Consider the following 23,074-nt stretch of genomic DNA (forward strand, 5'->3'; position numbering starts at 1 on the left):
CGCCGGGGTGCGGCGCGCCGGGCACCGGGGGCGGGTCAGCCGTTGCGGGCCGCCTCCGGGCCGGTGATCCGCTTCAGCAGCGGCAGCGTCGAGGCGACGATCCCGAGCGCGGCCGCCAGGCCGAGCGCCACCAGGACGAAGTACACCGCACCCGGTGACACCAGGTCGTAGTGCATCTGGGACTTGAGGAACATCGCGGACGCCGCGAAGCCCGTCCCGGTCGCGATCGCCGCCACCACCAGCAGCGGCAGTGCACTCTCCAGGCCGATCACCCGTTGCAGCAGGCGCAGCGGCGCCCCGGTGAGCCGCAGCATCGCGAACGGGCGCCTGCGGTCGGACAGGCCCGCGACCACGCTCACCGCCAGGCTGCAGCCGGCGATCGGCAGGGTGGTCAGCAGCACCACGTTGGCCAGCTGCCGCCACCCGGCCAGCTCCTTCTGCTGGGCGGAGCCCCAGTCGCCGACCGTCCGGGACTCGTACCCCGGGTGGGCCCGGGTGAGCAGCGTCCGGATCCGCTCCATGGCCGCGGTGGAGCCGTCGGTGGTCACGTAGACGTTGCGCACGGGCAGCGCGGCCACCTCCTCCGCGGAGACCGGTGCGGCCGGCCACTCCATGGCGGAGGTGGAGCGCAGGCTCAGGAAGCCCCACGGCGGGACACCGGCGACGCTCGCGCCGGCCGGGCAGCGGCCCACCACCGGGACCTGGGCGAGGTCGGTGCAGAGCACCAGGTTCGGCGCGAACCCGGGGCGCTCACCCGGCAGTGCGCCGACCGCCTTCGGGTTGTCGTGGCCCAGCGCGAGGCCGCGGAAGCCGGGCACCGCCCGGAGGTCGGCCAGCAACTGCGCCGACACGGAGTCCGTCATCGGGGGGTCCTCGACCAGGCCGCTCTGCTCGACCGCGACCCGGGTCTGCGGGTCCCCGCTGAGCGTGCCGCGGTTCTCGTTGATGGTGCCGATGATGCAGACCGTCGCCGTCGTGACGAAGAGGGCGAGGACGAGGCCGGCGACCGAGCGGAAGCCCGCCTTCGGGTCGTCGGCGAGCCGGCGGACGGCGATCAGGGTGGCCGGCCGGCTGGTGCGCCGGGCCGCGCCGCGGGCTGCCGCCATGGTGAGCCAGGGTCCGGCGATCACCAGGCCCAGCATGATCACCAGGAAGCCGGTCAGGTAGGCCGCGGTCTGCCCGTCGGTGGTCTCCGGACGGCGGTCGGCGAAGTAGCCGAGCTCGGCGAGGCCGCCCAGCAGCGGAACCAGCCGCCAGGCGCTCGGCGGCTTCGGGGTCACCCGGCGGGTGACGCCCAGCGGCGAGATCGTGACCCGCCGCAGGGCCAGCCGGGCCGCGACCGCCGCCACCACCGGGACGCCCAGCGCGGTCGCCACCGCCTGGAGCGGGGTGAGCGTCAGGTCCGCGACGAAGAACCGGTCACCGGTGAAGGGGACGGTCGCCACCAGCGGGCGCAGCAGGAGGAACAGGCCGAAGCCGAGGGCGGTGCCGGCCGCCGCGGCCACCGTGGACTCCACCGCCGAGACCGCCGAGACCTGCCGCGGGGTGGCGCCGACCAGCCGCATCGCGGCGTAGCGCTGCTCGCGGGTGGCGGCGGAGAGCCGGGTCGCGGTGCCGATGAAGACGACCACCGGGAAGATCAGTGCGCCGGCCACCACGGAGAGGATCAGCGTCATCGCGTCGCCGCGCACACCCAGCCCCGGGCAGTAGTCGTGCTCGCAGGAGGGCGGGAGGGCGGTGGCGATCGTGGTCACCCTGCTCGCTCCGGGCATGTGCTCGATCTCCGCCGGTGTGCGGCCCGCGACCACGTACAGCGCGTCCGGGGAGGGCAGCGCCTCGTCGCCGATGACTCCGGCCGGACGGCCTGGGAAGCGGTCGCCCAGCTCCACGGCCGGGGTCCTGCGCAGCAGTTCGGCGAGCGCGGGCGAGGTGTAGTACTCACCGGGCGCGGGCAGCCTGTCGAGGCCCGGCGGGACGGGCGCGGTCGGCCCGGTGGCGGCGACGTCGACCCGGAAGATCTCCTTGCCGTCGAAGTGGTCGCCGTGGTCCCACCACCAGAGCGGATCCACCGGCGCGGTCTCGGTGCGGCTCACCGCGCCGGTGTTGGTCCACAGCAGCCGCTCGTTGGACTTGCCGACGGCGTTGATGCCGGCCAGCGCGGAGAGCAGCAGGCCGACGCCGATCGCCACGGCGGCGGCGATCATGAGCAGCCGGGCCACGGCCTCCCGCCCGCCACTGACGGCGAGACGGAGCGCGAAGGCGATCATGAGGCCACCTGCTCCGGTGCGAGCCGGGTCGTCCTGGCCCTGCCGTCCCGGACCATCGCCTCGCGGTCCGCGTAGGCGGCGACTCGGGGCTCGTGGGTGACCAGGACCACGGCGGTGCCCTGCTCACGGGCGGCACCGACCATCAGCTCCATCACCTGCTCGCCGGTGAGCGAGTCCAGCGCGCCGGTCGGCTCGTCGGCGAAGAGCACCTGCGGACGGGCCACCAGCCCGCGGGCGAGGGCGACCCGCTGGGCCTGTCCGCCCGACAGCTCGCCGGAGCGGCGCCGTTCCATGCCGTCCAGACCGAGCCGGGCGAACCACGGGCGGGCCTCGGCCAGGGCGGCCGCCCGCTTGGTGCCCCGCAGGAGTAACGGCAGGGCGACGTTCTCCTCGGCGGTCAACTCGGGGACGAGCTGGCCGAACTGGAAGACGAAGCCGAAGGTGTCGCGGCGCAGGGCGCTGCGCTGCGCCTCGGGCATGGTGTCGAGCCGGCGCCCGGCGAAGTGCACCTCGCCGGAGTCGGGGGTGAGGATGCCGGCCAGGCAGTGCAGCAGGGTGGACTTGCCGGAGCCGCTGGGCCCCATGATGGCGAGCACCTCGCCGGCCTCGACGGCCAGGCTCGCGCCGCGCAGGGCGGGGGTCTCGCCGAAGGAGAGGGTGAGGTCGCGGGCCTCGATCAGCGCGGTCACGGGCGCACCGCCTCGGCGAGCGCGTCCAGGCGGGCGGCGGTCAGGTCGATCCAGCGCAGGTCGGCCTCCAGGTGGAAGAGTCCGTGGTCGGCGAGCAGGGCGTCCACCAGGGCGCCGCTGCGGCGGAGCTCCGTCAGTTCGCGCATCCGCCGCAGGTGGGCGGCGCGCTGGGTGTCGAGGTACACCTCGGCGTCGCGGCCGAGCATCAGGGCGAGTACGACCTTGGTGAACAGCACCGACTGCAGGTTCGGCTCGGGTGCGACGGGCTCGGTGAGCCAGTGCTCGAACTCGGTCACGCCGGCCTCGGTGATGACGTACCGCTTGCGCTCCGGCCCGTCGCCGGGCTCGGCCTCGCCGGCCACCACCTTGCCGTCCCGGGCGAGCCGCCCGAGCGTGGCGTAGACCTGGCCGTACGGCAGGGGCTTGCCGCGGCCGAAGAAGGTGTCGTAGTCGCGCTTGAGGTCGTAGCCGTGGCTCGGCTCCCGCTCCAGCAGCCCGAGGAGGGTCAAAGGAACACTCATGGGAGGAACATACACCAGACGTATACTCCGAGTGTATAGCTGGCGAGAATACGGCGCTGACCTGCGAAGACGCTGGATCGGCGGAGGCGCGAGGGGGTCGAAGAGGGCGCTGGGGCGCTCGGCGCCCGCCCGGTGACGGCGGCCGGAGCGGGGGCGGCCCCACGCCGCCGCCCGCTCCCGCACCGCGGCCCGACGAGCCCCCACAGCGGGCCGGGCCTGCCGCGTCCCGGCACGTGGAGGACGCGGCTGTCCCCAGCCTGCCCTGCCGCCCCCTCCCCCGCCGAGGGCCGAACGTCCCTGCCGCAGCCGGTCGGCCAGTGCCCAACGTCCCTTTCCGCCAAGGGGGAGACGGCACCGGACGTCCCGGTGGTACGAGCGCGCACGGCTCTTGTGCGGGGCGTCCGACAGGGGGAGATTGGGTGCCGGAGCCCGGCGGACGCCCCCGATCCCGTCCGGGCGCCGCCCGTCGCCGTGCCCGCGCCGACCCCGAGGAGCCACGCCGTGTCCAGTACACCCCGCCCGCCCCGGCCCGGGTCGCCGCCGCGACGCGCGGCCCGGCAGCTGCGGCGGGCCTTCGGCACCCGCCGCCACCGGCTCCGCGAGCCGCTCGCCCGTCCGCTGGACCGCTCCCGCGGCCGGGCCGGGGCCGCGGCGGCGCTCGCGCTGCTGCTCGCCCTCGCCGTCTCCGTCGGCGGCGCGTTACTCGCCCACCGGGCGACCGTGCGCGCGGCCGCGGCCGACCGGGCCCGCCTGACGCCGGTCGGGGCCACCGTCCTCGCCACCGAACGGCCCACCGCCACCCCCGGCGCCCGCTGGTCCGGCGACTCCACGGAGCGCACCACCGTCCGGGCCGCCTGGACCGCGCCCGACGGGCAGCCGCACACCGGCGCCGTCGAGGTACGCCACACCGTCGTGGCCGGATCCACCGTCACCCTCTGGGTCGACCGGGGCGGAACGCCCCACGACGCCCCGCCGTCCGCGGTCGGCCTCGCCGTCGAGGCGGTCTGCTTCGGCCTCGCCGGCTTCGCCGCCCTCGGGACCGGCGTCGCCGGCGCCCTGACCCTGCGGCTGCGCGTCCTCGACCGCCGCGCCGACCGCGCCTGGACGCGGTCATGGGCCCGCCACGAACCGCTCTGGAGCGGCCGGACCGCCAGCAGCCCCGGCGGCCCGCAGGACGACTAGGTCCTGTCCGGCTGAAGCGACGGCTCAGGGCGCGTCGTTCGGGGCGGTCCAGGGCGGAGCGGGGGCGCCCGGGCGCGCGGTGCCGGCGGCGTGGGTGAGGAGGGCGACCGCGACCAGCAGGACGAGTGCCGCGGCGAGGGCGGCGGTGATGTGGGTGTGGAGCACCAGCACGGCGCCGAGCACCGCGCCGACGAGCATCCAGACCGCGGAGGCGAGGCGACGGCGCCCCGCCCGGTCGGCGGCCAGGGCGGTGATGGTCATGGTCAGCACGGTGGTGGTCAGATCGGGCACCTTCAGGTGGCGGACCACCGCGTTCTGCCACCCCATCGCGAGGCCGAGCAGCCCGATCAGGCCGTACCGGACCGGGTCCGCGGTGTGGTCCGCCAGGGCCGCGAGCAGGGTGGCGCCGGCCAGCAGCACCACCTGGACGGAGACCCCGACGACGAGCAGCCGGCCGCGGTGGCCGGGGAGGAGCTCGCCGAGCCGGCCACCGGCGAGCGCGCCCAGCAGGAAGGCGGCCAGGGCGGCGAGCGATGCGGTGGCGGAGAGGCCGGGGGCGCCGGCCAGGGCGAAGCCGAGGAAGACCACGTTCCCGGTCATGTTGGCGACGAAGACGTGGCCGAGGGCGAGGTAGCTCACGGCGTCCACCACGCCGGTGACGACGGTCAGGGCCAGCAGCATCGGCACCAGCGGGCCGTGGCGCGGGTCGCTCTTCATCGCGCTCCTCCTCCGGTCGTACGTGCCCGGCGGTTCCGGCACTCCGTCCGTTCTACGCCCGACCGGCCGTCCGGGAGACGACGCCGCCCCGCCCCGGGAGAGGCCGGGGCGGGGAGAGGCGCGCTGCCGGGCGGGCCGTCAGCCGGCGCCGGAGGACGCCCCGGCAGCCTTCCCGTCCTCAGCAGTCCTTGAGGGTGGTGCAGAGCGCCGAGTCCATCGCCTTGGCCACGTCGGCGTCGGCCGGGCCGGCCCACGGGACCTTGGGCTGGGCGCCGCTCTTGCCGGTCGTCCAGACGGCCAGCTCGTTCACCGTGCCGTCGGGGGCGGTCAGGTACTCGTGCAGGGTGACGGCGTTGCCGCCGGCCTGCGGCACGGTCACCGTCGCGGCGAAGTAGTTCGCGTCCTCGGGGCTGGTCACCTTGACCGTGGCGCCCGGGGCGCTCTTCGCGCAGGCCTTGACCTCCTCCCGGAGGTCGCTGAAGACCGCGTGGGCGCTCTGCGCGACGCCGCTGCTCGGGCGCGGGTCGCCCTCGTACAGCAGGGTCTGCTGGGCCTGCCACTGGTCGGGGCCGCCGGCGCCGAGCAGCGACTGCGCGGCCGCCCGGCCGGTGCCGAGGTCCGCGGTGTCCGGGGACAGCTTCGAGTGGCAGAGCTCCTGGAGCTTGAACGTGGGCGCGCCCGCGACGGACTTGGCGGTGCCGGCGGGGGCGGGCCAGTGGTAGGTCGCGTCCAGCGGGATGCTGCGCGGGTTGATCCAGGTGCCGGCCGGGACGTCCCGGGAGCCGGCGGCGGCCGAGGTGCCGGCCGCGGACGGCTTGGCGGCGCCGCCCGACGGCTGCGGCGCGACGGTGCCGGTGGCCGTCCCACCGGCCGGGGCGGTCGCGGCCGGGCTCGCGGCCTTGCCCGGCGCGGCGTTCTGGTCCCCGCCGTTGTCCGGGCCGCAGGCGCTCAGCGCGCCGAGACAGGCGATCGCGGCCACGGCGGCCACGGCCGTCCCGGCGGTGCGGTTGGCGCGGGCGGTGCGGGCGGTGCGGTTGGTGCGGTTGGTGCGCAAGGTGCTGCTTCCTTCCCCCGAGGTGGTGTCGTCCGCCGGCCCGGCGAGGCCACCGGCCGCCTGACCCCTGATCAGCTCCGTTGCGACCCCCCGCACCGACGGCGTCGAAACCTAGTGCGAACGGCGACGCCGTGCAAAACGGGTCCATCGTCCGACCTGGACGCACCGACCACCCGGAGACAGGTTTTGAACACGTTCATTTATGCCCTACGCTCGGACCGACACCACGAGAGGGGGACTCGATGCGCATCGTCATACCCGGTGGAACCGGACAGATCGGCCGGATCCTGGACCGCGCGCTGACCGCCGAGGGCCACGAGGTCCTGGTCCTGACCCGCCGGCCGCGCGCCGACCGCGAGCTCTACTGGGACGGCCGCACCCTCGGCCGCTGGGCCGAGGCCGTCGACGGCGCCGACGCCGTGGTCAACCTCGCCGGGCGCAGCGTCAACTGCCGCTACACCGAGCCCAACCAGCGGGAGATGCTGGACTCCCGGGTGGACTCCGCCCGGGTGGTCGGCGAGGCGGTCGCCGCCGCGAAGCGGCCGCCGCGGGTCTGGCTGCAGATGAGCACCGCCACCATCTACGCCCACCACTTCGGCGCACCGCACGACGAGGAGAGCGGCGTCCTCGGCGGCGGCGAGCCCGACGTGCCGCGATACTGGGACTTCAGCGTCGACATCGCCAGGGCCTGGGAGCGCGCGCAGGAGATCTCCCCCACGCCGCAGACCCGCAAGGTCGCGCTGCGCTGCGCCATGGTGATGAGCCCCGACCGCGGCGGCGCCTTCGACATGATGCTGCGGTTGGCGCGCTGCGGGCTGGGCGGCCCGATCGACGGCGGCTCGCAGTACATGTCCTGGATCCACGACCGGGACCTGGTGCGCGCCGTGCGGTTCCTGCTGGACCGGGAGGAGCTGGCCGGCCCGGTCAACCTCGCCTCGCCGCACCCGGTGGCGCAACGCGCGTTCATGCGGGCGATCAGGCGCGCGTGGGGGATCCCGGTGGGCCTGCCGGCCACCCGGTGGATGGCCGAGCTCGGCGCGTTCGCGCTGCGCTCGGACACCGAGCTGCTGCTGAAGAGCCGCACGGTGGTGCCCGGGCGGTTGCAGGAGGCGGGGTTCGGGTTCGAGCACCCGCACTGGCCGGCCGCCGCCGTCGACCTGGCCCGGCGCCGCCGCTGAGCGGCCCCGCCGCGCCGGTTCGGGGGCCCTCCGGTCGGCGGCTCCGCCCGGCCGGGACCGGGACGGTCCGGGCGGGCGGGCGGGCGGGCGGGGCGGAACGAGAACACGCCGGGACGAAGCACGCAGGGCCGAGCAGCCGGGCTCCCGGGCTCCACCCCGCCAGCCACCGGGCGGCGCAACGGGCGGCGGGGGTGTCACGGCACGCGAATGGCGGTGCAACCGATTGCAGAGGGAGTGCAAGGTCACACCCGCTGCCTCTGCTGCACTCCCGCCGACGAGCGCTAACCTGCCGGACATGACGGTCCCGCCCGAAGGGCTCCCCCTGGCCGCCGAGTTCCCGGCCGCACATCGTGAGCAGTGGCAGCACCTCGTCGAGGGCGTGCTGCGCAAGTCGGGTGCGCAGCCCGCGGACGGCGAAGCGGCCGAGCAGGCGCTCACCACCGCACTCCAGGACGGGCTGCACGCCCGCCCGCTGTACACCGCCGAGGACTCCGCCACCGAGCCCGGCTACCCCGGCTTCCCGCCGTTCGTCCGCGGCGGCCGGCCGCAGGGCGCGGCGGCGTCCGGCTGGGACGTGCGCCAGCGGCACGCCGACCCCGACGCGCGCCGCACCAACGAGGCGGCCCTCGCCGACCTGGAGAACGGCGGCAGCTCGCTCTGGCTGGAGCTGGGCGGTGACGCCCTGCCGATCGCGGCCCTGCCCGAGGCGCTCACCGGCGTCTACCTCGACCTGGCCGGCGTCACCCTCGACGCGGGCGCCGAATTCGGCGCGGCCGCCGAGCAGTTGTTCAGGCTCTACCAGGAGCGCGAGGTCTCCCCCGGGGCCGCCGCGGGCAGCCTCGGCGCCGACCCGCTGGGCCTGGAGGCCCGGACCGGCGAGGCCGGGCGCACCGAGGCGCTGCTCGCCGAGGCCGCCGCGCTCGCCGCCCGCTGCGCCGACGGCTACCCGGGCCTGCGGGCGCTGACCGTCGACGCCCTGCCCTACCACGAGGCCGGCGCCTCCCCGGTGCAGGAGCTGGGCTGCTCGCTGGCCACCGGCGTCGCCTACCTGCGCGCGCTCACCGTCGCCGGGCTCCCGGTGGACACCGCCCTGGGCCAGCTGGAGTTCCGCTACGCGGCCGACGCCGACCAGTTCCTGACGATCGCGAAGTTCCGGGCCGCGCGCCGACTCTGGGCCCGGGTGGCCGAGGTGTCGGGCGCCGCGCCGGAGGCCTCGGCGCAGCGTCAGCACGCCGTCACCTCCCCGGTGATGATGACCGCGCGCGACCCGTGGGTGAACATGCTGCGCACCACGGTGGCCTGTCTGGCCGCCGGCGTGGGCGGCGCGGACGCGGTGACCGTCCTGCCGTTCGACAGCGAGCTGGGCCTGCCGGACGCCTTCGCCCGCCGCATCGCCCGCAACACCCAGGCGATCCTGCTGGAGGAGTCGCACCTGGCCCGCGTGGTCGACCCGGCCGGCGGCTCCTGGTACGTCGAGCAGCTGACCGACGAGCTGGCGCACGCCGCCTGGGCCTGGTTCCAGGAGATCGAGCGGGCCGGCGGCCAGCGGGCCGCGCTGGGCTCCGGGCTGGTCGGCGAGCGGATCGCCGCCACCTGGGCGGAGCGCTCCACGAAGCTCGCCAAGCGGCGCGAGCCGATCACCGGCGTCAGCGAGTTCCCGAACCTGGACGAGCAGTCCCCGGTGCGCGAGCCGGCCCCGGCCGGGCCCGCCGGCGGGCTGCCGCGGGTCCGGCGCGCCGAGGCCTACGAGGCGCTGCGCGCCCGCTCGGACGCCCACCTGGCGGCCACCGGCGAGCGGCCGAAGCTGTTCCTGGCCTCGATCGGCAGCGCCGCCGCGCACACCGCGCGGACCACCTTCGCCGCCAACCTGTTCCAGGCCGGCGGCATCGCCACCACCGCGCTGGAGGGCACCGACCCGGCCGCGTTCGCCGAGGCCTTCGCCGCCTCCGGCGCGCCGGTCGCCTGCCTCTGCTCCAGCGACCAGCTGTACGGCGAGCACGCCGGGGCCGTCGCCGCCGCCCTGAAGGCCGCCGGGGCCCGGCAGGTGCTGCTGGCCGGCCGGCCGGGCGAGCAGCACGAGGCCCTCCGGGCCGCCGGGGTGGACGCGTTCGTGTTCGCCGGCGGCGACGCCGTGGCGACCCTGACCGGCCTGCTCAACCTGATCACCGACGAAAGCGGAGTGGCACGATGATTCCCGACTTCACCGGAATCGGGCTGGACCGGGACGGCTCCGCGGACGTCACCGACGGCCAGTGGCGCGCCGCCTGGCGGCAGGCCACCGGCAAGGACGTCGACGAGCTGGTCTGGGACACCCCCGAGGGCATCGGCGTCAAGCCGCTGTACACCGCGGACGACCTGGCCGGCCTGGACTTCCTGGGCACCTACCCGGGCATCGCCCCGTACCTGCGCGGCCCGTACCCGACCATGTACGTGAACCAGCCGTGGACGGTCCGGCAGTACGCCGGCTTCTCCACCGCCGAGGAGTCCAACGCCTTCTACCGCCGCAACCTGGCGGCCGGCCAGAAGGGCCTCTCGGTCGCCTTCGACCTGCCGACCCACCGCGGGTACGACAGCGACCACCCGCGGGTGACCGGTGACGTCGGCATGGCCGGCGTGGCGATCGACTCCATCTACGACATGCGCCAGCTCTTCGACGGCATCCCGCTGGACCGGATGTCGGTGTCGATGACCATGAACGGCGCGGTGCTGCCGGTCCTGGCGCTCTACATCGTGGCCGCCGAGGAGCAGGGGGTGCCGCCGGAGAAGCTGGCGGGGACCATCCAGAACGACATCCTCAAGGAGTTCATGGTCCGCAACACCTACATCTACCCGCCGCAGCCGTCGATGCGGATCATCTCGGACATCTTCGCGTACACCTCGCAGAAGATGCCGCGGTACAACTCGATCTCCATCTCCGGCTACCACATCCAGGAGGCCGGGGCCACGGCCGACCTGGAGCTGGCCTACACCCTGGCCGACGGCGTGGAGTACCTGCGGGCGGGCCTGGACGTGGGGCTGGACGTGGACGCGTTCGCGCCGCGCCTGTCGTTCTTCTGGGCGATCGGGATGAACTTCTTCATGGAGGTCGCCAAGCTCCGCGCGGCCCGGCTGCTCTGGGCCAAGCTGGTCAAGCAGTTCGACCCGAAGAACGCCAAGTCGCTGTCGCTGCGCACCCATTCGCAGACCTCCGGCTGGTCGCTCACCGCGCAGGACGTGTTCAACAACGTCACCCGCACCTGCGTGGAGGCGATGGCGGCCACCCAGGGCCACACCCAGTCGCTGCACACCAACGCGCTGGACGAGGCGCTCGCGCTGCCGACCGACTTCTCCGCCCGGATCGCCCGCAACACCCAGCTGCTGCTCCAGCAGGAGTCCGGCACCTGCCGGGTCATCGACCCGTGGGGCGGCTCGGCGTACGTCGAGAAGCTCACCCACGACCTGGCCGACCGCGCCTGGCAGCACATCCAGGAGGTCGAGGCGGCCGGCGGCATGGCCAAGGCGATCGACGCCGGCATCCCCAAGCTGCGGGTCGAGGAGGCCGCCGCGCGGACCCAGGCCCGGATCGACTCCGGCCGGCAGCCGGTGATCGGCGTCAACAAGTACCGGGTGGAGAGCGACGAGCAGATCGACGTGCTCAAGGTCGACAACTCCTCGGTGCGGGCGCGCCAGATCGAGAAGCTGCGCCGCCTGCGCGACGAGCGCGACGAGGCCGCCACGCAGGCCGCCCTGCACGCGCTGACCCGGGCCGCCGAGGCCGGCCCGCAGCGCGGCGGCGCACTGGACGGCAACCTGCTGCACCTGGCCGTCAACGCGGCCCGGGCCAAGGCCACCGTCGGCGAGATCTCGGACGCCCTGGAGAAGGTGTACGGCCGGCACTCGGGCCAGATCCGTACCATCTCCGGTGTGTACCGAGACGAAGCGGGCCAGTCGGCCCCCCTCCAGCGCACCCGGGACCTGGTCGAGCGGTTCGAGCGGGCCGAGGGCCGCCGCCCGCGCATCCTGGTCGCCAAGATGGGCCAGGACGGCCACGACCGCGGCCAGAAGGTGATCGCCACCGCCTTCGCCGACCTCGGCTTCACGGTGGACGTCGGCCCGCTGTTCCAGACCCCGGCCGAGGTGGCCCGCCAGGCCGTCGAGGCGGACGTGCACATCGTCGGCGTCTCCTCGCTGGCCGCCGGGCACCTCACCCTGGTGCCGGCGCTGCGCGCCGAGCTGGCCGAGGCCGGCCGGGACGACATCACCATCGTGGTCGGCGGCGTGATCCCCCCGCAGGACTTCGACGCGCTGTACGAGGCGGGCGCCGCGGCGGTCTTCCCGCCCGGCACGGTGATCCCGGACGCCGCCTACGACCTGCTGAAGTCGCTGGCGGCCGACCTCGGCCACGAGCTCTGAGCGGCTGACCGGGATGCCTCCGCGGACGATCGACCTCGACAGCTGCACGACGGGCGTCCTGGACGGCTCGCGTGCCTGGATCGCGCGGGCCGTCACCCTCGTCGAGTCCACCCGGCCCGACCACCGCGCGCTGGCGCAGGAGCTGCTGCGGCGGCTGCTGCCGCACGCGGGCGGCGCGGTCCGGGTGGGCATCACCGGCGTTCCGGGCGTCGGCAAGTCGACCTTCATCGACTCCTTCGGCACGATGCTCACCGGGCTGGGCCACCGGGTGGCGGTGCTGGCCGTCGACCCGACGTCCAGCCGCACCGGCGGCTCCATCCTGGGCGACAAGACGCGGATGGAGCGCCTGGCCGTCGACCAGAACGCCTTCGTCCGCCCCTCCCCCACCTCCGGCACGCTCGGCGGGGTCGCCAAGGCCACCCGGGAGTCCATGGTGGTGATGGAGGCGGCCGGCTACGACGTCGTCCTGATCGAGACGGTCGGCGTCGGGCAGTCGGAGACGACGGTGGCGGGGATGGTCGACACCTTCCTGCTGCTCAGCCTGGCGCGCACCGGCGACCAGCTGCAGGGCATCAAGAAGGGCGTGCTGGAGCTGGCGGACGTCATCGCCGTCAACAAGGCGGACGGCCCGCACGAGACCGACGCCAGGGCCGCCGCCCGTGAACTCGCGGGCGCCCTGCGCCTGTTGCAGGCCCCGGACGCGCCGTGGACGCCGCCGGTGCTGACCTGCAGCGGCCGCGACGGCGCCGGTCTCGACGTGCTGTGGGAGCGGATCCAGCAGCACCGCAAGGTCCTCGACGCCACCGGCGCGCTCCAGGCCAAGCGCCGGGACCAGCAGGTGGAGTGGACCTGGGCGATGGTGCACGACCAGCTCTACGCCCGGCTGCACGAGCACCCGGAGGTCCGCCGCCTCGCTCCCGACCTGGAACAGCAGGTCCGCGCCGGCTCGCTGCCCCCCGGCCTGGCCGCCCAGCGCATCCTGGAGGGCTTCTTCGGCCCCCCGGCCGACTGAACCCGCGCGGGCGGCACGACCACGGGGAGGGTCCCGGACCGGTGAGCGGTCCGGGACCCTCCCGTCGTACCGGCGGCCGCCCGGTCAGGCGGCCTTGACGGCCGCGAAGCGGTCCGAGACGTCCTGCCAGTTGACGACGTCCCAGAGGCGGGTGACGTAGTCGGGGCGGACGTTGCGGTACTGCAGGTAGTAGGCGTGCTCCCAGGCGTCGAAGGCGAGCAGCGGGGTGGTGCCCTGGCCCACGTTGCCGTGGTGGTCGTAGACCTGCTCGACGATCAGGCGCTGCCCAAGCGGCTCCCAGGAGAGGATGCCCCAGCCGGAGCCCTGGACGCCGGTGGTGGCGTTGGTGAGCTGCTTCTTGAAGGCCTCGAAGCCGCCGAAGTGCTCGGTGATGGCGTCGGCCAGCTCGCCCTCGGGGCGGTCGCCGCCCTCGGGCGAGAGGTTCTGCCAGAAGAGCGAGTGCAGCACGTGGCCGGACAGGTGGAAGGCGAAGGTCTTCTGCAGGCCGACCAGGCCGCCGAACTGCTCCTTGTCGCGCGCCTCGGCGAGCTGCTCCAGGGTGTCGTTGGCGCCCTTGACGTACGCCGCGTGGTGCTTGGAGTGGTGCAGCTCCAGGATCTCGGCGGACATCGCCCGCTCCAGCGCGGAGTAGTCGTACGGCAGGTCGGGAAGCGAGTAGGTGCCCATGGTGGGACACAGCCCCTTTCGGCGGGTTCAACGGGTGGTGATCGTGCCGGTGCCACCCTATTGCGTATCGGTTGCAAGAACGAAGCATGGGCTCCTGCTTATTCCTCACATGCCGTCGGACGGAGTCACCGTCAGCGCGCGCCGCGGGCCGCGGCCGTGACGGAGCCCCGGCGGCGTGGGGCACGGAGCGGCACGAGCGCCCGAATCGTCCGGCTTCGGGCGGGGCGGCGGTGGATCTCTGACAACGTTTCGGTTGCGGCGGGCCGCAATCCGCGCACGGGGCTTCCCGCCATCGCGCGGGTGTGACATTTTACATGTCACACATCGAGAGGCCGCGCCCCATTCCGCGGCCCCGAACGGCCCCGGAGGCCCCCACAGATGCGTCCCTTCCGGATATCCAAGGCCAACGCGCGCAGGCTCCCTGCGCTCGGCGCGGCCTTCTTCATCGCGCTCGGCCTCTTCGCCCCGGCGAGCCAGGCCGCCCCCGCCGGCGCCGCGGCCCAGACGGGCACCAGCGCCACCGGCGCCGCGGCCCCGCGGTCGATCCCGGTCCCCAAGTCGCCCGACGCCAAGAGCAACAGCCCCTACAAGATCTCCGCGCAGGACAGCACCGAGGAGCACGCCCCGCCGGCCGCCCCGGTCACCGCCCCCGCCAAGGCCGCCAAGCAGCTCTCGGCCGCCGCCGGGGACCCGTGTCCGGACCTGTCCGGGGTGATCAACGCCACGGGCAGCGCGCTGGTCCAGCAGCTCAAGGCGCTGCCGCGGGTCGACTGCACCTACCCGCTGTTCAACATCGACGCGAACACCGCCGCGACCGCCTTCCGCGAGTCCAACATGGTGACCGTCGCCAACGCGCTGCGCGACGCCTCCCCGGCCTACCCGGGCGACAACGGCACCGCCGTCGGCCAGCTGGTCCTCTTCCTGCGGGCCGGCTACTACCAGCAGTCGGTCAACCCCGGCACCATCGGCGGCTACGGCCCGACGCTGGCCACCGCCACCCGCGGCGCGCTGGACGCCTTCTTCGCCAACGCGCACAGCAAGGACGCCACCACCGCCAACGGCGAGCTCCTGGTCGAGGTCGTCAAGGTGATCGGCCAGACCGACACCCTGGGCCGCTACGCCGGCTTCTTCAAGTGGCTGCTCAACAACTACACCGGCACCTGGCCCGAGCGGATGACGGCCACCGTCGCCGAGTTCGACTGGGTCCTCAAGGACGGCTTCGCGTCCACGAACGACAGCACCGGCTGGAAGGCCGCGCTCAAGGCCGACACCGGCATCCTCACCTCCTGGTCCGGCTTCATCACCCGCAACGACTCGCTGCTGAACCGCTGGGACGTCGTCAGCAACATCGGCCGCTACCTCGGCTACGCGCTGCAGGTCCCCGAGCTGCAGGCCCAGCTGCGGCCGATGCTGAAGGACCTGATCAACCGCTACCCGAACACCGGCCCCACCGCCCCGATCACCATGAACCTGGGCTGGGCCACCCGCGAGTTCGACAAGAACCACTGCGCCGACTACGGCATCTGCGACCTGGGCACCCGCCTCATCCCGGTGGTCCTGCCGATCCAGCAGACCTGCAACGACGGTCTGAAGATCAAGGCGCAGGACATGTCCCCCGCGCAGCTCGCCACCACCTGCACCAGCCTGATCAACCAGGATGCCTACTTCCACAAGATCATCGGTGACAAGGGCGCCATCCCCGGCGACGTGAACACCAACCTGGAGGTCGTCGTCTTCGACGACTACGACCAGTACTCGCTGTACGCCTGGGCCTTCTACAACATCGACGTCGACAACGGCGGCATGTACGAGGAGGGCGACCCGTCCAAGCCGGGCAACCAGGCCCGCTTCATCGCCCACGAGGCGTCCTGGCTGCGGCCGTCGTTCTCGATCTGGAACCTGAACCACGAGTACACCCACTACCTCGACGGCCGCTACAACATGTACGGCGACTTCGACGCCGGCATCGTCACCCCGACCATCTGGTGGGTCGAGGGCATCGCGGAGAACATCTCCTACGGCTACCGCAACGAGCGCAACGCCGACGCGATCGCCGAGGCCGCCAAGAAGACCTACAAGCTCAGCGAGCTGTTCGACACCGTCTACGACCAGACCGGCGACGCCACCGTCAACTCCAACCGCGTCTACCGCTGGGGCTGGCTGGCCACCCGCTACATGCTGCAGCAGCACCGCGCCGACATGGACGCCGTGCTCGCCAAGTACCGCACGGGTGACTGGAACGGCGCCCGCACCATCCTGAAGCAGACCATCGGCACCCGCTACGACGCCGGCTTCGACGCCTGGCTGAGCGCCTGCGCGAGCAACGACTGCGGCCCGCTGCCGGACGCCCCGGTCGCCCCGACCACCCCGGTCTGCACCATCGCCGACACCCGGCAGTTCGACAACAACTGCCGCCGGGACAACCTCTCGGCCACCGCCGGCAACTACAGCTACCACTTCCTGAACCTGCCGGCCGGCGTCAAGCAGCTGACCATCACCACCAGCGGCGGCACCGGCAACGCCGACCTGTACTACGGCGGCGGCAACTGGGCCACCACCGGCAACTACCTGGCGAAGTCCACCAACGCCGGCAACAACGAGACGCTGACCATCAGCAACCCGCCGGCCGGCTGGGTCTACTTCAGCCTCGCCGCCGGTCAGCAGGGCTTCGGCGGCGTCACCGCCACCGTCCAGTACCAGTAACCGGGACCGCCCCGCGCCACGCGGGCGCGCCACCCGGCCAGGCCCGGACAGGGCCGTAGGAGGGCCCCGCCGCACCGGCGGGGCCCTCCGTCGTCCCCGCGCGCCCGCGCAGCGGACCGGTCCGTCAGCCGACCGGGGTCGCGGCCCAGGTGAGGAGCATCCGCAGGGCGTCGTCGGACGGGCTGCCCGGGTCGGCGGCGTAGGTGATCAGGGCCTGGTCCGGATCGTCGGTCGGGCGCAGGGTGTCGTACGCCAGGTCGAGCCGGCCGACCAGCGGGTGGTGGAAGCACTTACGGCCGGAGGTCTTGTCGCGCACCGGGTGCTCCGCCCACCAGCGGCGGAACTCCTCGCTGCGCACGGAGAGTTCGCCGATCAGCGCGGCCAGCCGGCGGTCCTCGGGCCGGCGGCCGGCCTCCAGGTGGAGGAACGCCACGTTCTCCCGCGCGCAGGCGGCCCAGTCCGCGTAGAGCTCGCGCGAGGCGGGGTCGAGGAAGGTGATCCGGGCGATGTTCCGCTCGTCGGGGGCGAGCGCGGCGTAGTCGCCGAACAGCGCCGTGGCGGCCGGGTTCCAGGCCAGGACGTCCATCCGGCGGCCCATCACCATGGCGGGGGTGTCGTGGAGTTGCTCCAGCAGGCGGGCGAGCATCGGCCGGACCGGCTGCGGGCCGCGCGCCGCCGACGGCGCGGCGGCGGGTCGGCGGGCCGGGCGGGGACGGGCCAGCCGGTGCAGGTGCCGGGCCTCGTCCGGGTCGAGCCGCAGACTGCGGGCGACGGCGTCGAGGACGGCGTCGGAGGGGTTGCCGACCCGGCCCTGTTCCAGCCGGGTGTAGTAGTCGACGCTCACCCCGGCGAGCTGCGCGAGCTCCTCCCGGCGCAGGCCGGCCACCCGGCGGCGGCCGCCGAATTCCGGCAGGTCGACGTCCTCGGGGCGGAGCCGGGCGCGCCTGGTCCGGAGGAACTCGCTGAGGGTGTTCGAGGTGCTCACCCGGCCAGTCTCCCGGACGGCGCCGGCGGCTGCCTGGCCCTGTCAGGACCAGGCAGCCGCGGGGCCGGTCGGTCCGGCGCCGGCATCGGCACCGGCCCCGGCCGCTCTCAGCGGACCCGGTGGGCGCCGCGCGACGGGGTGGCGGTGTGGATCTCCGGCGCGGTGTGGCCGGCGGCGGCGAAGGCCGCCGTGACCGCGTCGGCCACCTCGGCGGCGGCGCCCTGCTCGACCAGGACGACCACCGAGCCGCCGAAGCCGCCGCCGGTCATCCGGGCGCCGAGCGCACCGGCCGCGACGGCGGAGGCGACGGCCAGGTCGGTCTCGGGGCAGGAGACCCGGTAGTCGTCGCGGAGCGAGGCGTGGCCGGCGGTGAGGATCGGGCCGAGGGCCGCCGGGTCCTTCTCCAGCAGGTCCACCGCCTGCCGGACGCGCTCGTCCTCGGTGACCACGTGCCGGACCAGCGGCCGCAGTTCGGCCGGCAGGCGGCCGAGGGCGGCGTCCAGGCCGGCCGGGGCGAGGTCGCGCAGGGCGGGCAGGCCGAGCAGGGCGGCGGCCCGTTCGCAGCCGGCCCGCAGCGCGGCGTAGGCGCCGTCCCCGAGGTCGTGGTGGACCCGGGTGTCGACGACGAGCAGCACCAGCCCGGCCGCGGCCGGGTCGAAGGGGATGTCGCGGGTGGCGAGGTCGCGGGCGTCGAGGTGGAGCGCGCTGCCGGCGCGGCAGCACATCGAGGCCATCTGGTCCATCACCCCGCAGGGGACGCCGACGAACTCGTTCTCGGCCCGCTGGGCGAGCAGGGCCAGTTCGCCGGGTTCGAGGCCGAGGCCGTGCAGGTCCGCGTAGGCGGTGGCGACGGCGCATTCGAGGGCGGCGGAGGAGGAGAGCCCGGCGCCGGCCGGCACGTCGCTGTCGATCAGCACGTCCGCGCCGCCGACGGCGTGGCCGGCCCGGCGCAGCGTCCAGACGACGCCGGCCGGGTAGGCGGCCCAGCCCTCGGCGCCGCCCGGGGCGAGGGCGGCGACGTCGAGCTCGACGACGCGGCCCGGCGTCCGGGTGCTGGCCAGCCTGAGCAGGCCGTCGTCACGGCGGCGCACCCAGGCTCGGACGGTCTGCTCCAGGGCGATCGGGAGCGAGAAGCCGTCGTTGTAGTCGGTGTGCTCGCCGATCAGGTTGACCCGGCCGGGCGCGGCCCACTCCCCCTCGGGGTCGTGGCCGAACAGCCCGCGGAAGACGGCGGCGCTCATCCCGCCACCTCGCGCAGCCGCTCGGCGGCGTACTCGGGGGCGACGTCGTTCATGAAGGCCTCCATGCCGGATTCCGTCCCGGCCAGGTACTTGAGCTTGTCGGCGGTGCGGCGGATCGTGAACAGCTCCAGGTGCAGGGCGAGTTCCTCGCCGCCGGTGGCGGGCGCCTGGTGCCAGGCCGCGATGTACGGGGCCCGGACGGGGTGCTCGGCGCTGCCGAAGAGCCGGTCGAAGCGGCGCAGCAGGTCGAGGAGGATGCCGGGGAGTTCGGCGCGCTCGGCCTCGCTCAGGCGGGTGAGGTCGGGGACGCGGCGGTGCGGGTAGAGGTGCACCTCGTAGGGCCAGCGGGCGGCGAACGGGACGAAGGCGGTCCAGTGCTCGCCGGCGGCCACCACCCGGGCGGGGTCGGCCCGTTCGGCGGCGAGCAGGTCCTCGAAGAGGTTGCGGCCGGTGGCGGCGCGGTGGCGGGCGGCCTGCTCGATCGTCCGGGCGGTGCGCGGGGTGGTGAACGGCAGGGCGTAGATCTGGCCGTGCGGGTGGGCCAGGGTGACGCCGATCTCGGCGCCGCGGTTCTCGAAGACGTAGACCTGCTCGACGCCGGGGCGGGCGGAGAGCTCGGCCGTCCGGTCGGTCCAGGCGTCCAGCACCAGCCGGGCGCGGTCCTCGTCGAGACCGGCGAAGGAGGCGCCGTGGTCGGCGGTGAAGCAGACCACCTCGCAGCGGCCGACGCCCGGGCGCGCGAGGTGCAGCGGATCGCCGTCGAATGACGCCACCCCGGCATCGGCGGCGTCGCCGGCCAGGGAGGGGAAGCGGTTCTCGAAGACGGCCACCTGGTAGTCCTCGGCCGGGATCTCGCTCAGCCGGCCGTCGCGCGACGGGCAGAGCGGGCACTCGTCGGCGGGCGGGTGGTAGGTGCGGACCTGGCGGTGCGCGGCGATGGTCACCCAGGCCCCGGTGAGCGGGTCACGGCGGACCTGCGAGGCCGAACGGCCGGGCTCCAGCGGACGCTTGTCGACGGCGTCGCGCCCGACCGCCTCCCCCCGGTCGAAGTAGATCAGCTCCCGGCCGTCCGCCAGCGCGACCACCGTCCTGGTCGTCGGTCCGGCTTCTGTCGGCACCATCCGCGACTCCTCCCACTGCCACACGAACAAACAATATCGAACATTAACCAACAGGACGGCATCTGAGGAAGGACCTGCCGGCTGTCGGTGGCCGAGACGGAGGCTTCGGCGGGCGAGTGGTCGCCCCGGCGGCGTGCGAGGACCCGCCGGCAGCCGGTGCGGGAGGCGGCCGCCTCGGCGGGCGAGTGGTCGCCCCGGCGCGCGGGGGGACGGGAGGAAACGCCCGGGGGCGGCGCTGCGGACGGGCCCCACCCGTCCTCAGCGCCGCCCCCGCCGCGGCCGCACCCCACCCGCGCGGCCCCGGCCCGGCCGGGCGCCCCAAGCAGCCCGGCCGGTCCCCGCCCCACCGGCGGGGTGTTCTCCGGACGTGTCCGGCGACTGGCCGCGGCCGTACGCGGCCCGGAGTGCCGGACACCGGTGTGCCCGTACGGTCAGCCCGAACTGGCGCGCACCACCAGCTCGGTCTGCAGGACCAGCCCCTCCCCCCGTACGGTCTCGCCGCGGATCTGGGTCAGCAGCAGCCCGACCAGCCCGGCCGCGATCGCCCGCAGCGGCAGCCGCACCGAGCTCAGCGCCGGGTGCAGGTGCCGGCAGAGCGGCGTGTCGTGGAAGCCCACCACCGCGACGTCCCGGCCGACGACCAGCCCCTCGGCGCGGACCGCCTCGTACACGGCGAGGGCGGCCAGGTCACTGCCGGCGGCCACCGCCGTCGGCCGGTCGGGGCCCTGCAGCAGCGCCCGGAGCTGCGGCACCCCGGGCCCGGCGGAGGCACCCGCCGGGGAGCGCCCCGCCGCCGTCCCGGCCGGGCCGCCCGGACCGGCGGCCCCGGGCGCGCCCCCGGGCAGCTCGGCCGTGAGCCCGAGCCGCGCCGCCTCGGCGGCGAAGCCGGCCCGGCGGGCGGCCATCCACGGCAGCTCCTCCCCCGCCGGGCCGGCGAAGGCGACCCGGCGGTGGCCGCGGTCGGCCAGGTGCCGGACGACCCCGGCGGTGGCGGCGCCGTTGTCGATGTCCACCCAGTGCTGCGGCTCGCCGGGGCCGGTCCGGCCGAAGGCGGCGAAGGGGACGCCGGTCCGGGCGACGTGGCCGACCCGCGGGTCGTCGCGCAGCACGTCCGCCAGGACCAGCCCGTCCACCTGCCGGGCCGCGATCAGCTCGTCGATGGCCGGCCGGGCGTCCGTCGTGCCCGGGGCCGGGCGGAACAGCAGCAGCCGGTACCCCGCGGCCGCGGCGGCGTCGACCAGTGCCTCCAGGAAGCCGGCCATCAGCGGATTGGGGTCGTAGGGGTCGTCCACCGGGGCGAGGTAGCCGAGGGTGCGGCGGGCCCCGGTGCGCAGCGAGCGGGCCGACTGGTCCGGCCGGTAGCCGAGCCGCTCGATCGCCGCCCGCACCCTGGTCAGGGTGTCCGGCCGCACCCGCTGCGGGGCGTTGAGCGCGTTGGAGACGGTCTGCCGGGAGACCCCGGCCGCGCGGGCGACCTCCTCGATGGTGGCGGCGGCGCGGCGCGGTCGGGGCGCTCCCTGGGGCATCGGTCCTCCGGTACGGGACGGTCGGGCGGTTCGACCGGTCGGTCGGGCGGGCGGTTCGGCGGCTCGACCGCCCGGCCGCCGGTCAGATCCGGCGCAGGGTCAGCAGGCCACCGCGCGGAACGGCGACGGCGGCCCCGTCCCCGGCCAGGTCGAGGGTGCCCTGCCGGACGATACGCCCCTGGGCGTCCTGGACGGTGACCTCGGCCGGTCCCTCGCCGCCGACCAGTCGGACCGCCTGGTCCGGGTCGGCGTTGGCCACCAGCAGGGTCTGCCACGGCGCCCCGCCGAGCTGCACCGGCAGCGGCGCGTACCGGGCCACCACGACGGTCGACGGGCCGGCCGCGGTGATCATCGGGTAGCCGAGGTCGGGCCGGTGCGGACGCAGCTCGCCGAGCTGCAGGGTGGCGAGGTGCTCCCGGAAGACGCCGAGCCAGAAGGCGAGCGCGGCCCGCTGCCCGGCGGTCTGCGCGGCCAGGTCCACGGAGATCTGCGGGACCGAGAAGAGCACGTTGATCAGGTGGCAGGCGACCTGCTCGGCCGACTCCTCCGGGTGCCACATCAGCATGTCGGCGTGGACCGCGACCGGGCCGGCCACCAGCCGGGTGTCGACGGTGCGTTGCCGGTTCTCGCCCGGGCTGAGCGGACAGTCGGTGGCGCGGATCATGGTGGTGTACGGCCAGAGCCCGGGGCTGACGTAGGGCTGGCGGTGCTCCAGCATGGCGTCGGGCCGGACGGCGGTGATCCGGCGGCGCAGCTCGGCGAGGAGCTTCACCAGGCCCTCGTCGACGGTGGCGCTGTCCGCCCCGGGGCCGGGCTCCGGCGGGTCGGCGACGCCGAACCAGTCGATGAAGTCGACCTTCAGGCCGTCCATGCCCCACTCCTCGACGGCCCGGGCGAGCCGGCCGACGAGGTGCTCGCGCACCTCCGGGTAGCGCGGGTCGGCGACGATCGCGCCCATGTGGTCGGCGTCGGCCAGCGCGTACCCGCCGAGCTTCTTGAACGCCTCGCTGTCCTTGCCGATGAACGGCAGGGCGTACCAGAGCAGGTAGGCGACGCCGAGCTCGTGCACCCGCCGGACGTGTGCGGCGGTGTCCGGCAGCGAGAGCGGCTCCCAGTCCCCGCAGTGGGCGTAGCCGCGGGTGCGGTCGCGGGTCATCCAGCCGTCGTCGACGATGATCGTGTCGAGGCCGAGCTCCTTGCCGAGCGCGGCCTGGGTCTCCACCGCCTCGGGGCTGACGTTCTGGTGCAGCGAGTACCAGGTGGAGTACGCGGGCAGGCGGGCGGCGTCGGGGATGTACGCCTCGCGGTCGGCCCACCACCAGCCGGCGACGGCGGCCAGGCAGCGGGCGAAGTGGCGGCGGGAGGTGTCGATCCGGAGCGTGAGCCGGCCGGTGGCCTGGACCCAGATCCGGAACTCGCCGGTCTCCTCCACCACCCCGGCGCCGGCCAGCACGTCGTCGCGGTCGGCGGCGAAGGCGCAGATGGCCACGTCACCGGTGCCGACCAGGGCGGCCACCGGGGCGCCGCGGGTGAGGGTGACCCGGCGCGGCGCGCTCCACGCGGCGGGCAGCCAGCCGGTGGCCCTGGTGTCGGGGGTCCAGAAGGCGGTGGCGTCCACGCAGGGGACGCGCCACTCGATCCGGACGTCGCCCTCGTGGTCGGCGGTCACCTCGACCACGCCCTCGCCGGTGGTCCGGGCCGTGGCGGCGCCGCTGACCGAGAGTGTGAGGCCGTCGGCGTCCAGGGGCCGGAGCCCGCTGCCAGCCGCGGGGGCGTGCGGTTCCCAGATGTCGGTCAAG

17 protein-coding genes are annotated in these 23,074 nt (G+C 74.9%); 6 read left to right on the top strand and 11 right to left on the bottom strand.

Annotated elements, in window-relative coordinates; genetic code table 11:
- Positions 1-35 precede the first annotated feature (35 nt).
- From RMN57_RS08310 to RMN57_RS08320, 3 genes are read right to left on the bottom strand one after another with little or no spacing between them, the layout of a single operon-like run.
- On the bottom strand, positions 36-2,267 hold the full coding sequence (locus RMN57_RS08310; RefSeq protein ID WP_313762744.1) for an FtsX-like permease family protein: 2,232 nt from the start codon (positions 2,265-2,267) through the stop codon (positions 36-38).
- Positions 2,264-2,956, bottom strand: coding sequence for an ABC transporter ATP-binding protein (locus RMN57_RS08315; protein WP_313762745.1), 693 nt, complete (start codon positions 2,954-2,956; stop codon positions 2,264-2,266). The genes RMN57_RS08310 and RMN57_RS08315 overlap by 4 nt, the downstream gene beginning before the upstream one ends.
- Positions 2,953-3,477: a PadR family transcriptional regulator gene (locus RMN57_RS08320; RefSeq protein ID WP_313762746.1), complete on the bottom strand. Its 525-nt coding sequence runs from the start codon at positions 3,475-3,477 to the stop codon at positions 2,953-2,955. Before RMN57_RS08320 ends, RMN57_RS08315 begins: the two co-directional genes overlap by 4 nt.
- 501 nt (positions 3,478-3,978) lie before the next feature.
- Between RMN57_RS08320 and RMN57_RS08325 the strand changes: the two genes are divergently transcribed.
- On the top strand, positions 3,979-4,659 hold the full coding sequence (locus tag RMN57_RS08325; protein WP_313762747.1) for a hypothetical protein: 681 nt from the start codon (positions 3,979-3,981) through the stop codon (positions 4,657-4,659).
- A 24-nt stretch (positions 4,660-4,683) separates the two neighbouring features.
- On the opposite strand, the gene RMN57_RS08330 is transcribed toward RMN57_RS08325, so the two are convergent.
- A complete protein-coding gene (locus RMN57_RS08330) occupies positions 4,684-5,376 on the bottom strand; it encodes a YoaK family protein (protein WP_313762748.1) in 693 nt (230 codons plus the stop codon).
- A 178-nt stretch (positions 5,377-5,554) separates the two neighbouring features.
- A complete protein-coding gene (locus RMN57_RS08335; RefSeq protein WP_313762749.1) occupies positions 5,555-6,430 on the bottom strand; it encodes a hypothetical protein in 876 nt (291 codons plus the stop codon).
- Positions 6,431-6,672: 242 nt separating this feature from the next.
- Between RMN57_RS08335 and RMN57_RS08340 the strand changes: the two genes are divergently transcribed.
- The 4 genes from RMN57_RS08340 to meaB all read left to right on the top strand — a co-directional run bounded on the left by RMN57_RS08340 (position 6,673) and on the right by meaB (position 13,012).
- Positions 6,673-7,608 (top strand): TIGR01777 family oxidoreductase, encoded by a 936-nt coding sequence (locus RMN57_RS08340; protein ID WP_313762750.1) that lies wholly within the window; start codon positions 6,673-6,675, stop codon positions 7,606-7,608.
- A gap of 295 nt (positions 7,609-7,903) precedes the next feature.
- Complete coding sequence (locus RMN57_RS08345) at positions 7,904-9,799, top strand: methylmalonyl-CoA mutase subunit beta (protein WP_313762751.1); 1,896 nt, start codon at positions 7,904-7,906, stop codon at positions 9,797-9,799.
- Positions 9,796-12,000, top strand: a complete 2,205-nt coding sequence (gene scpA / locus RMN57_RS08350) for a methylmalonyl-CoA mutase (RefSeq protein WP_313762752.1) — start codon at positions 9,796-9,798, stop codon at positions 11,998-12,000. Before RMN57_RS08345 ends, scpA begins: the two co-directional genes overlap by 4 nt.
- A 13-nt stretch (positions 12,001-12,013) precedes the next feature.
- A complete protein-coding gene (gene meaB, locus RMN57_RS08355) occupies positions 12,014-13,012 on the top strand; it encodes a methylmalonyl Co-A mutase-associated GTPase MeaB (RefSeq protein WP_313762753.1) in 999 nt (332 codons plus the stop codon).
- Positions 13,013-13,096: 84 nt separating this feature from the next.
- On the opposite strand, the gene RMN57_RS08360 is transcribed toward meaB, so the two are convergent.
- Positions 13,097-13,699: a superoxide dismutase gene (locus tag RMN57_RS08360; RefSeq protein ID WP_313762754.1), complete on the bottom strand. Its 603-nt coding sequence runs from the start codon at positions 13,697-13,699 to the stop codon at positions 13,097-13,099.
- 378 nt (positions 13,700-14,077) lie between these two features.
- Here RMN57_RS08360 and RMN57_RS08365 point away from each other — a divergent pair, with 378 nt between their 5' ends.
- On the top strand, positions 14,078-16,402 hold the full coding sequence (locus RMN57_RS08365; protein ID WP_313762755.1) for a collagenase: 2,325 nt from the start codon (positions 14,078-14,080) through the stop codon (positions 16,400-16,402).
- A gap of 124 nt (positions 16,403-16,526) precedes the next feature.
- Here the strand turns inward: RMN57_RS08365 and RMN57_RS08370 are convergent, their stop codons facing one another.
- The 5 genes from RMN57_RS08370 to RMN57_RS08390 all read right to left on the bottom strand — a co-directional run bounded on the left by RMN57_RS08370 (position 16,527) and on the right by RMN57_RS08390 (position 23,073).
- On the bottom strand, positions 16,527-17,387 hold the full coding sequence (locus RMN57_RS08370) for a helix-turn-helix transcriptional regulator (protein ID WP_313762756.1): 861 nt from the start codon (positions 17,385-17,387) through the stop codon (positions 16,527-16,529).
- A gap of 107 nt (positions 17,388-17,494) precedes the next feature.
- Entirely contained in the window at positions 17,495-18,628 is a 1,134-nt protein-coding gene (gene galK / locus RMN57_RS08375; protein ID WP_313762757.1) for a galactokinase, read from the bottom strand.
- Complete coding sequence (gene galT, locus RMN57_RS08380; protein ID WP_313762758.1) at positions 18,625-19,749, bottom strand: galactose-1-phosphate uridylyltransferase; 1,125 nt, start codon at positions 19,747-19,749, stop codon at positions 18,625-18,627. The genes galK and galT overlap by 4 nt, the downstream gene beginning before the upstream one ends.
- Positions 19,750-20,180: 431 nt before the next feature.
- Positions 20,181-21,275 (bottom strand): LacI family DNA-binding transcriptional regulator, encoded by a 1,095-nt coding sequence (locus RMN57_RS08385; RefSeq protein WP_313762759.1) that lies wholly within the window; start codon positions 21,273-21,275, stop codon positions 20,181-20,183.
- Positions 21,276-21,357: 82 nt separating this feature from the next.
- Positions 21,358-23,073 carry an alpha-galactosidase gene (locus tag RMN57_RS08390; RefSeq protein ID WP_313762760.1) on the bottom strand — a complete coding sequence of 572 codons (1,716 nt, stop codon included), beginning with the start codon at positions 23,071-23,073 and terminating at the stop codon, positions 21,358-21,360.
- Position 23,074 lies beyond the last annotated feature (1 nt).

Source organism: Kitasatospora sp. CM 4170, assembly GCF_032110285.1.
Classification (GTDB): Bacteria; Actinomycetota; Actinomycetes; order Streptomycetales; family Streptomycetaceae; genus Kitasatospora; species Kitasatospora aburaviensis.

Bases quoted from the DNA above. Each gene is read 5' to 3' on its own strand.
- galT (WP_313762758.1), bottom strand. From the start codon at position 19,749: ATGGTGCCGACAGAAGCCGGACCGACGACCAGGACGGTGGTCGCGCTG.
- RMN57_RS08365 (WP_313762755.1), top strand. From the start codon at position 14,078: ATGCGTCCCTTCCGGATATCCAAGGCCAACGCGCGCAGGCTCCCTGCG.
- RMN57_RS08340 (WP_313762750.1), top strand. From the start codon at position 6,673: ATGCGCATCGTCATACCCGGTGGAACCGGACAGATCGGCCGGATCCTG.
- scpA (WP_313762752.1), top strand. From the start codon at position 9,796: ATGATTCCCGACTTCACCGGAATCGGGCTGGACCGGGACGGCTCCGCG.
- galK (WP_313762757.1), bottom strand. From the start codon at position 18,628: ATGAGCGCCGCCGTCTTCCGCGGGCTGTTCGGCCACGACCCCGAGGGG.
- meaB (WP_313762753.1), top strand. From the start codon at position 12,014: ATGCCTCCGCGGACGATCGACCTCGACAGCTGCACGACGGGCGTCCTG.
- RMN57_RS08345 (WP_313762751.1), top strand. From the start codon at position 7,904: ATGACGGTCCCGCCCGAAGGGCTCCCCCTGGCCGCCGAGTTCCCGGCC.
- RMN57_RS08385 (WP_313762759.1), bottom strand. From the start codon at position 21,275: ATGCCCCAGGGAGCGCCCCGACCGCGCCGCGCCGCCGCCACCATCGAG.
- RMN57_RS08310 (WP_313762744.1), bottom strand. From the start codon at position 2,267: ATGATCGCCTTCGCGCTCCGTCTCGCCGTCAGTGGCGGGCGGGAGGCC.
- RMN57_RS08320 (WP_313762746.1), bottom strand. From the start codon at position 3,477: ATGAGTGTTCCTTTGACCCTCCTCGGGCTGCTGGAGCGGGAGCCGAGC.
- RMN57_RS08330 (WP_313762748.1), bottom strand. From the start codon at position 5,376: ATGAAGAGCGACCCGCGCCACGGCCCGCTGGTGCCGATGCTGCTGGCC.
- RMN57_RS08360 (WP_313762754.1), bottom strand. From the start codon at position 13,699: ATGGGCACCTACTCGCTTCCCGACCTGCCGTACGACTACTCCGCGCTG.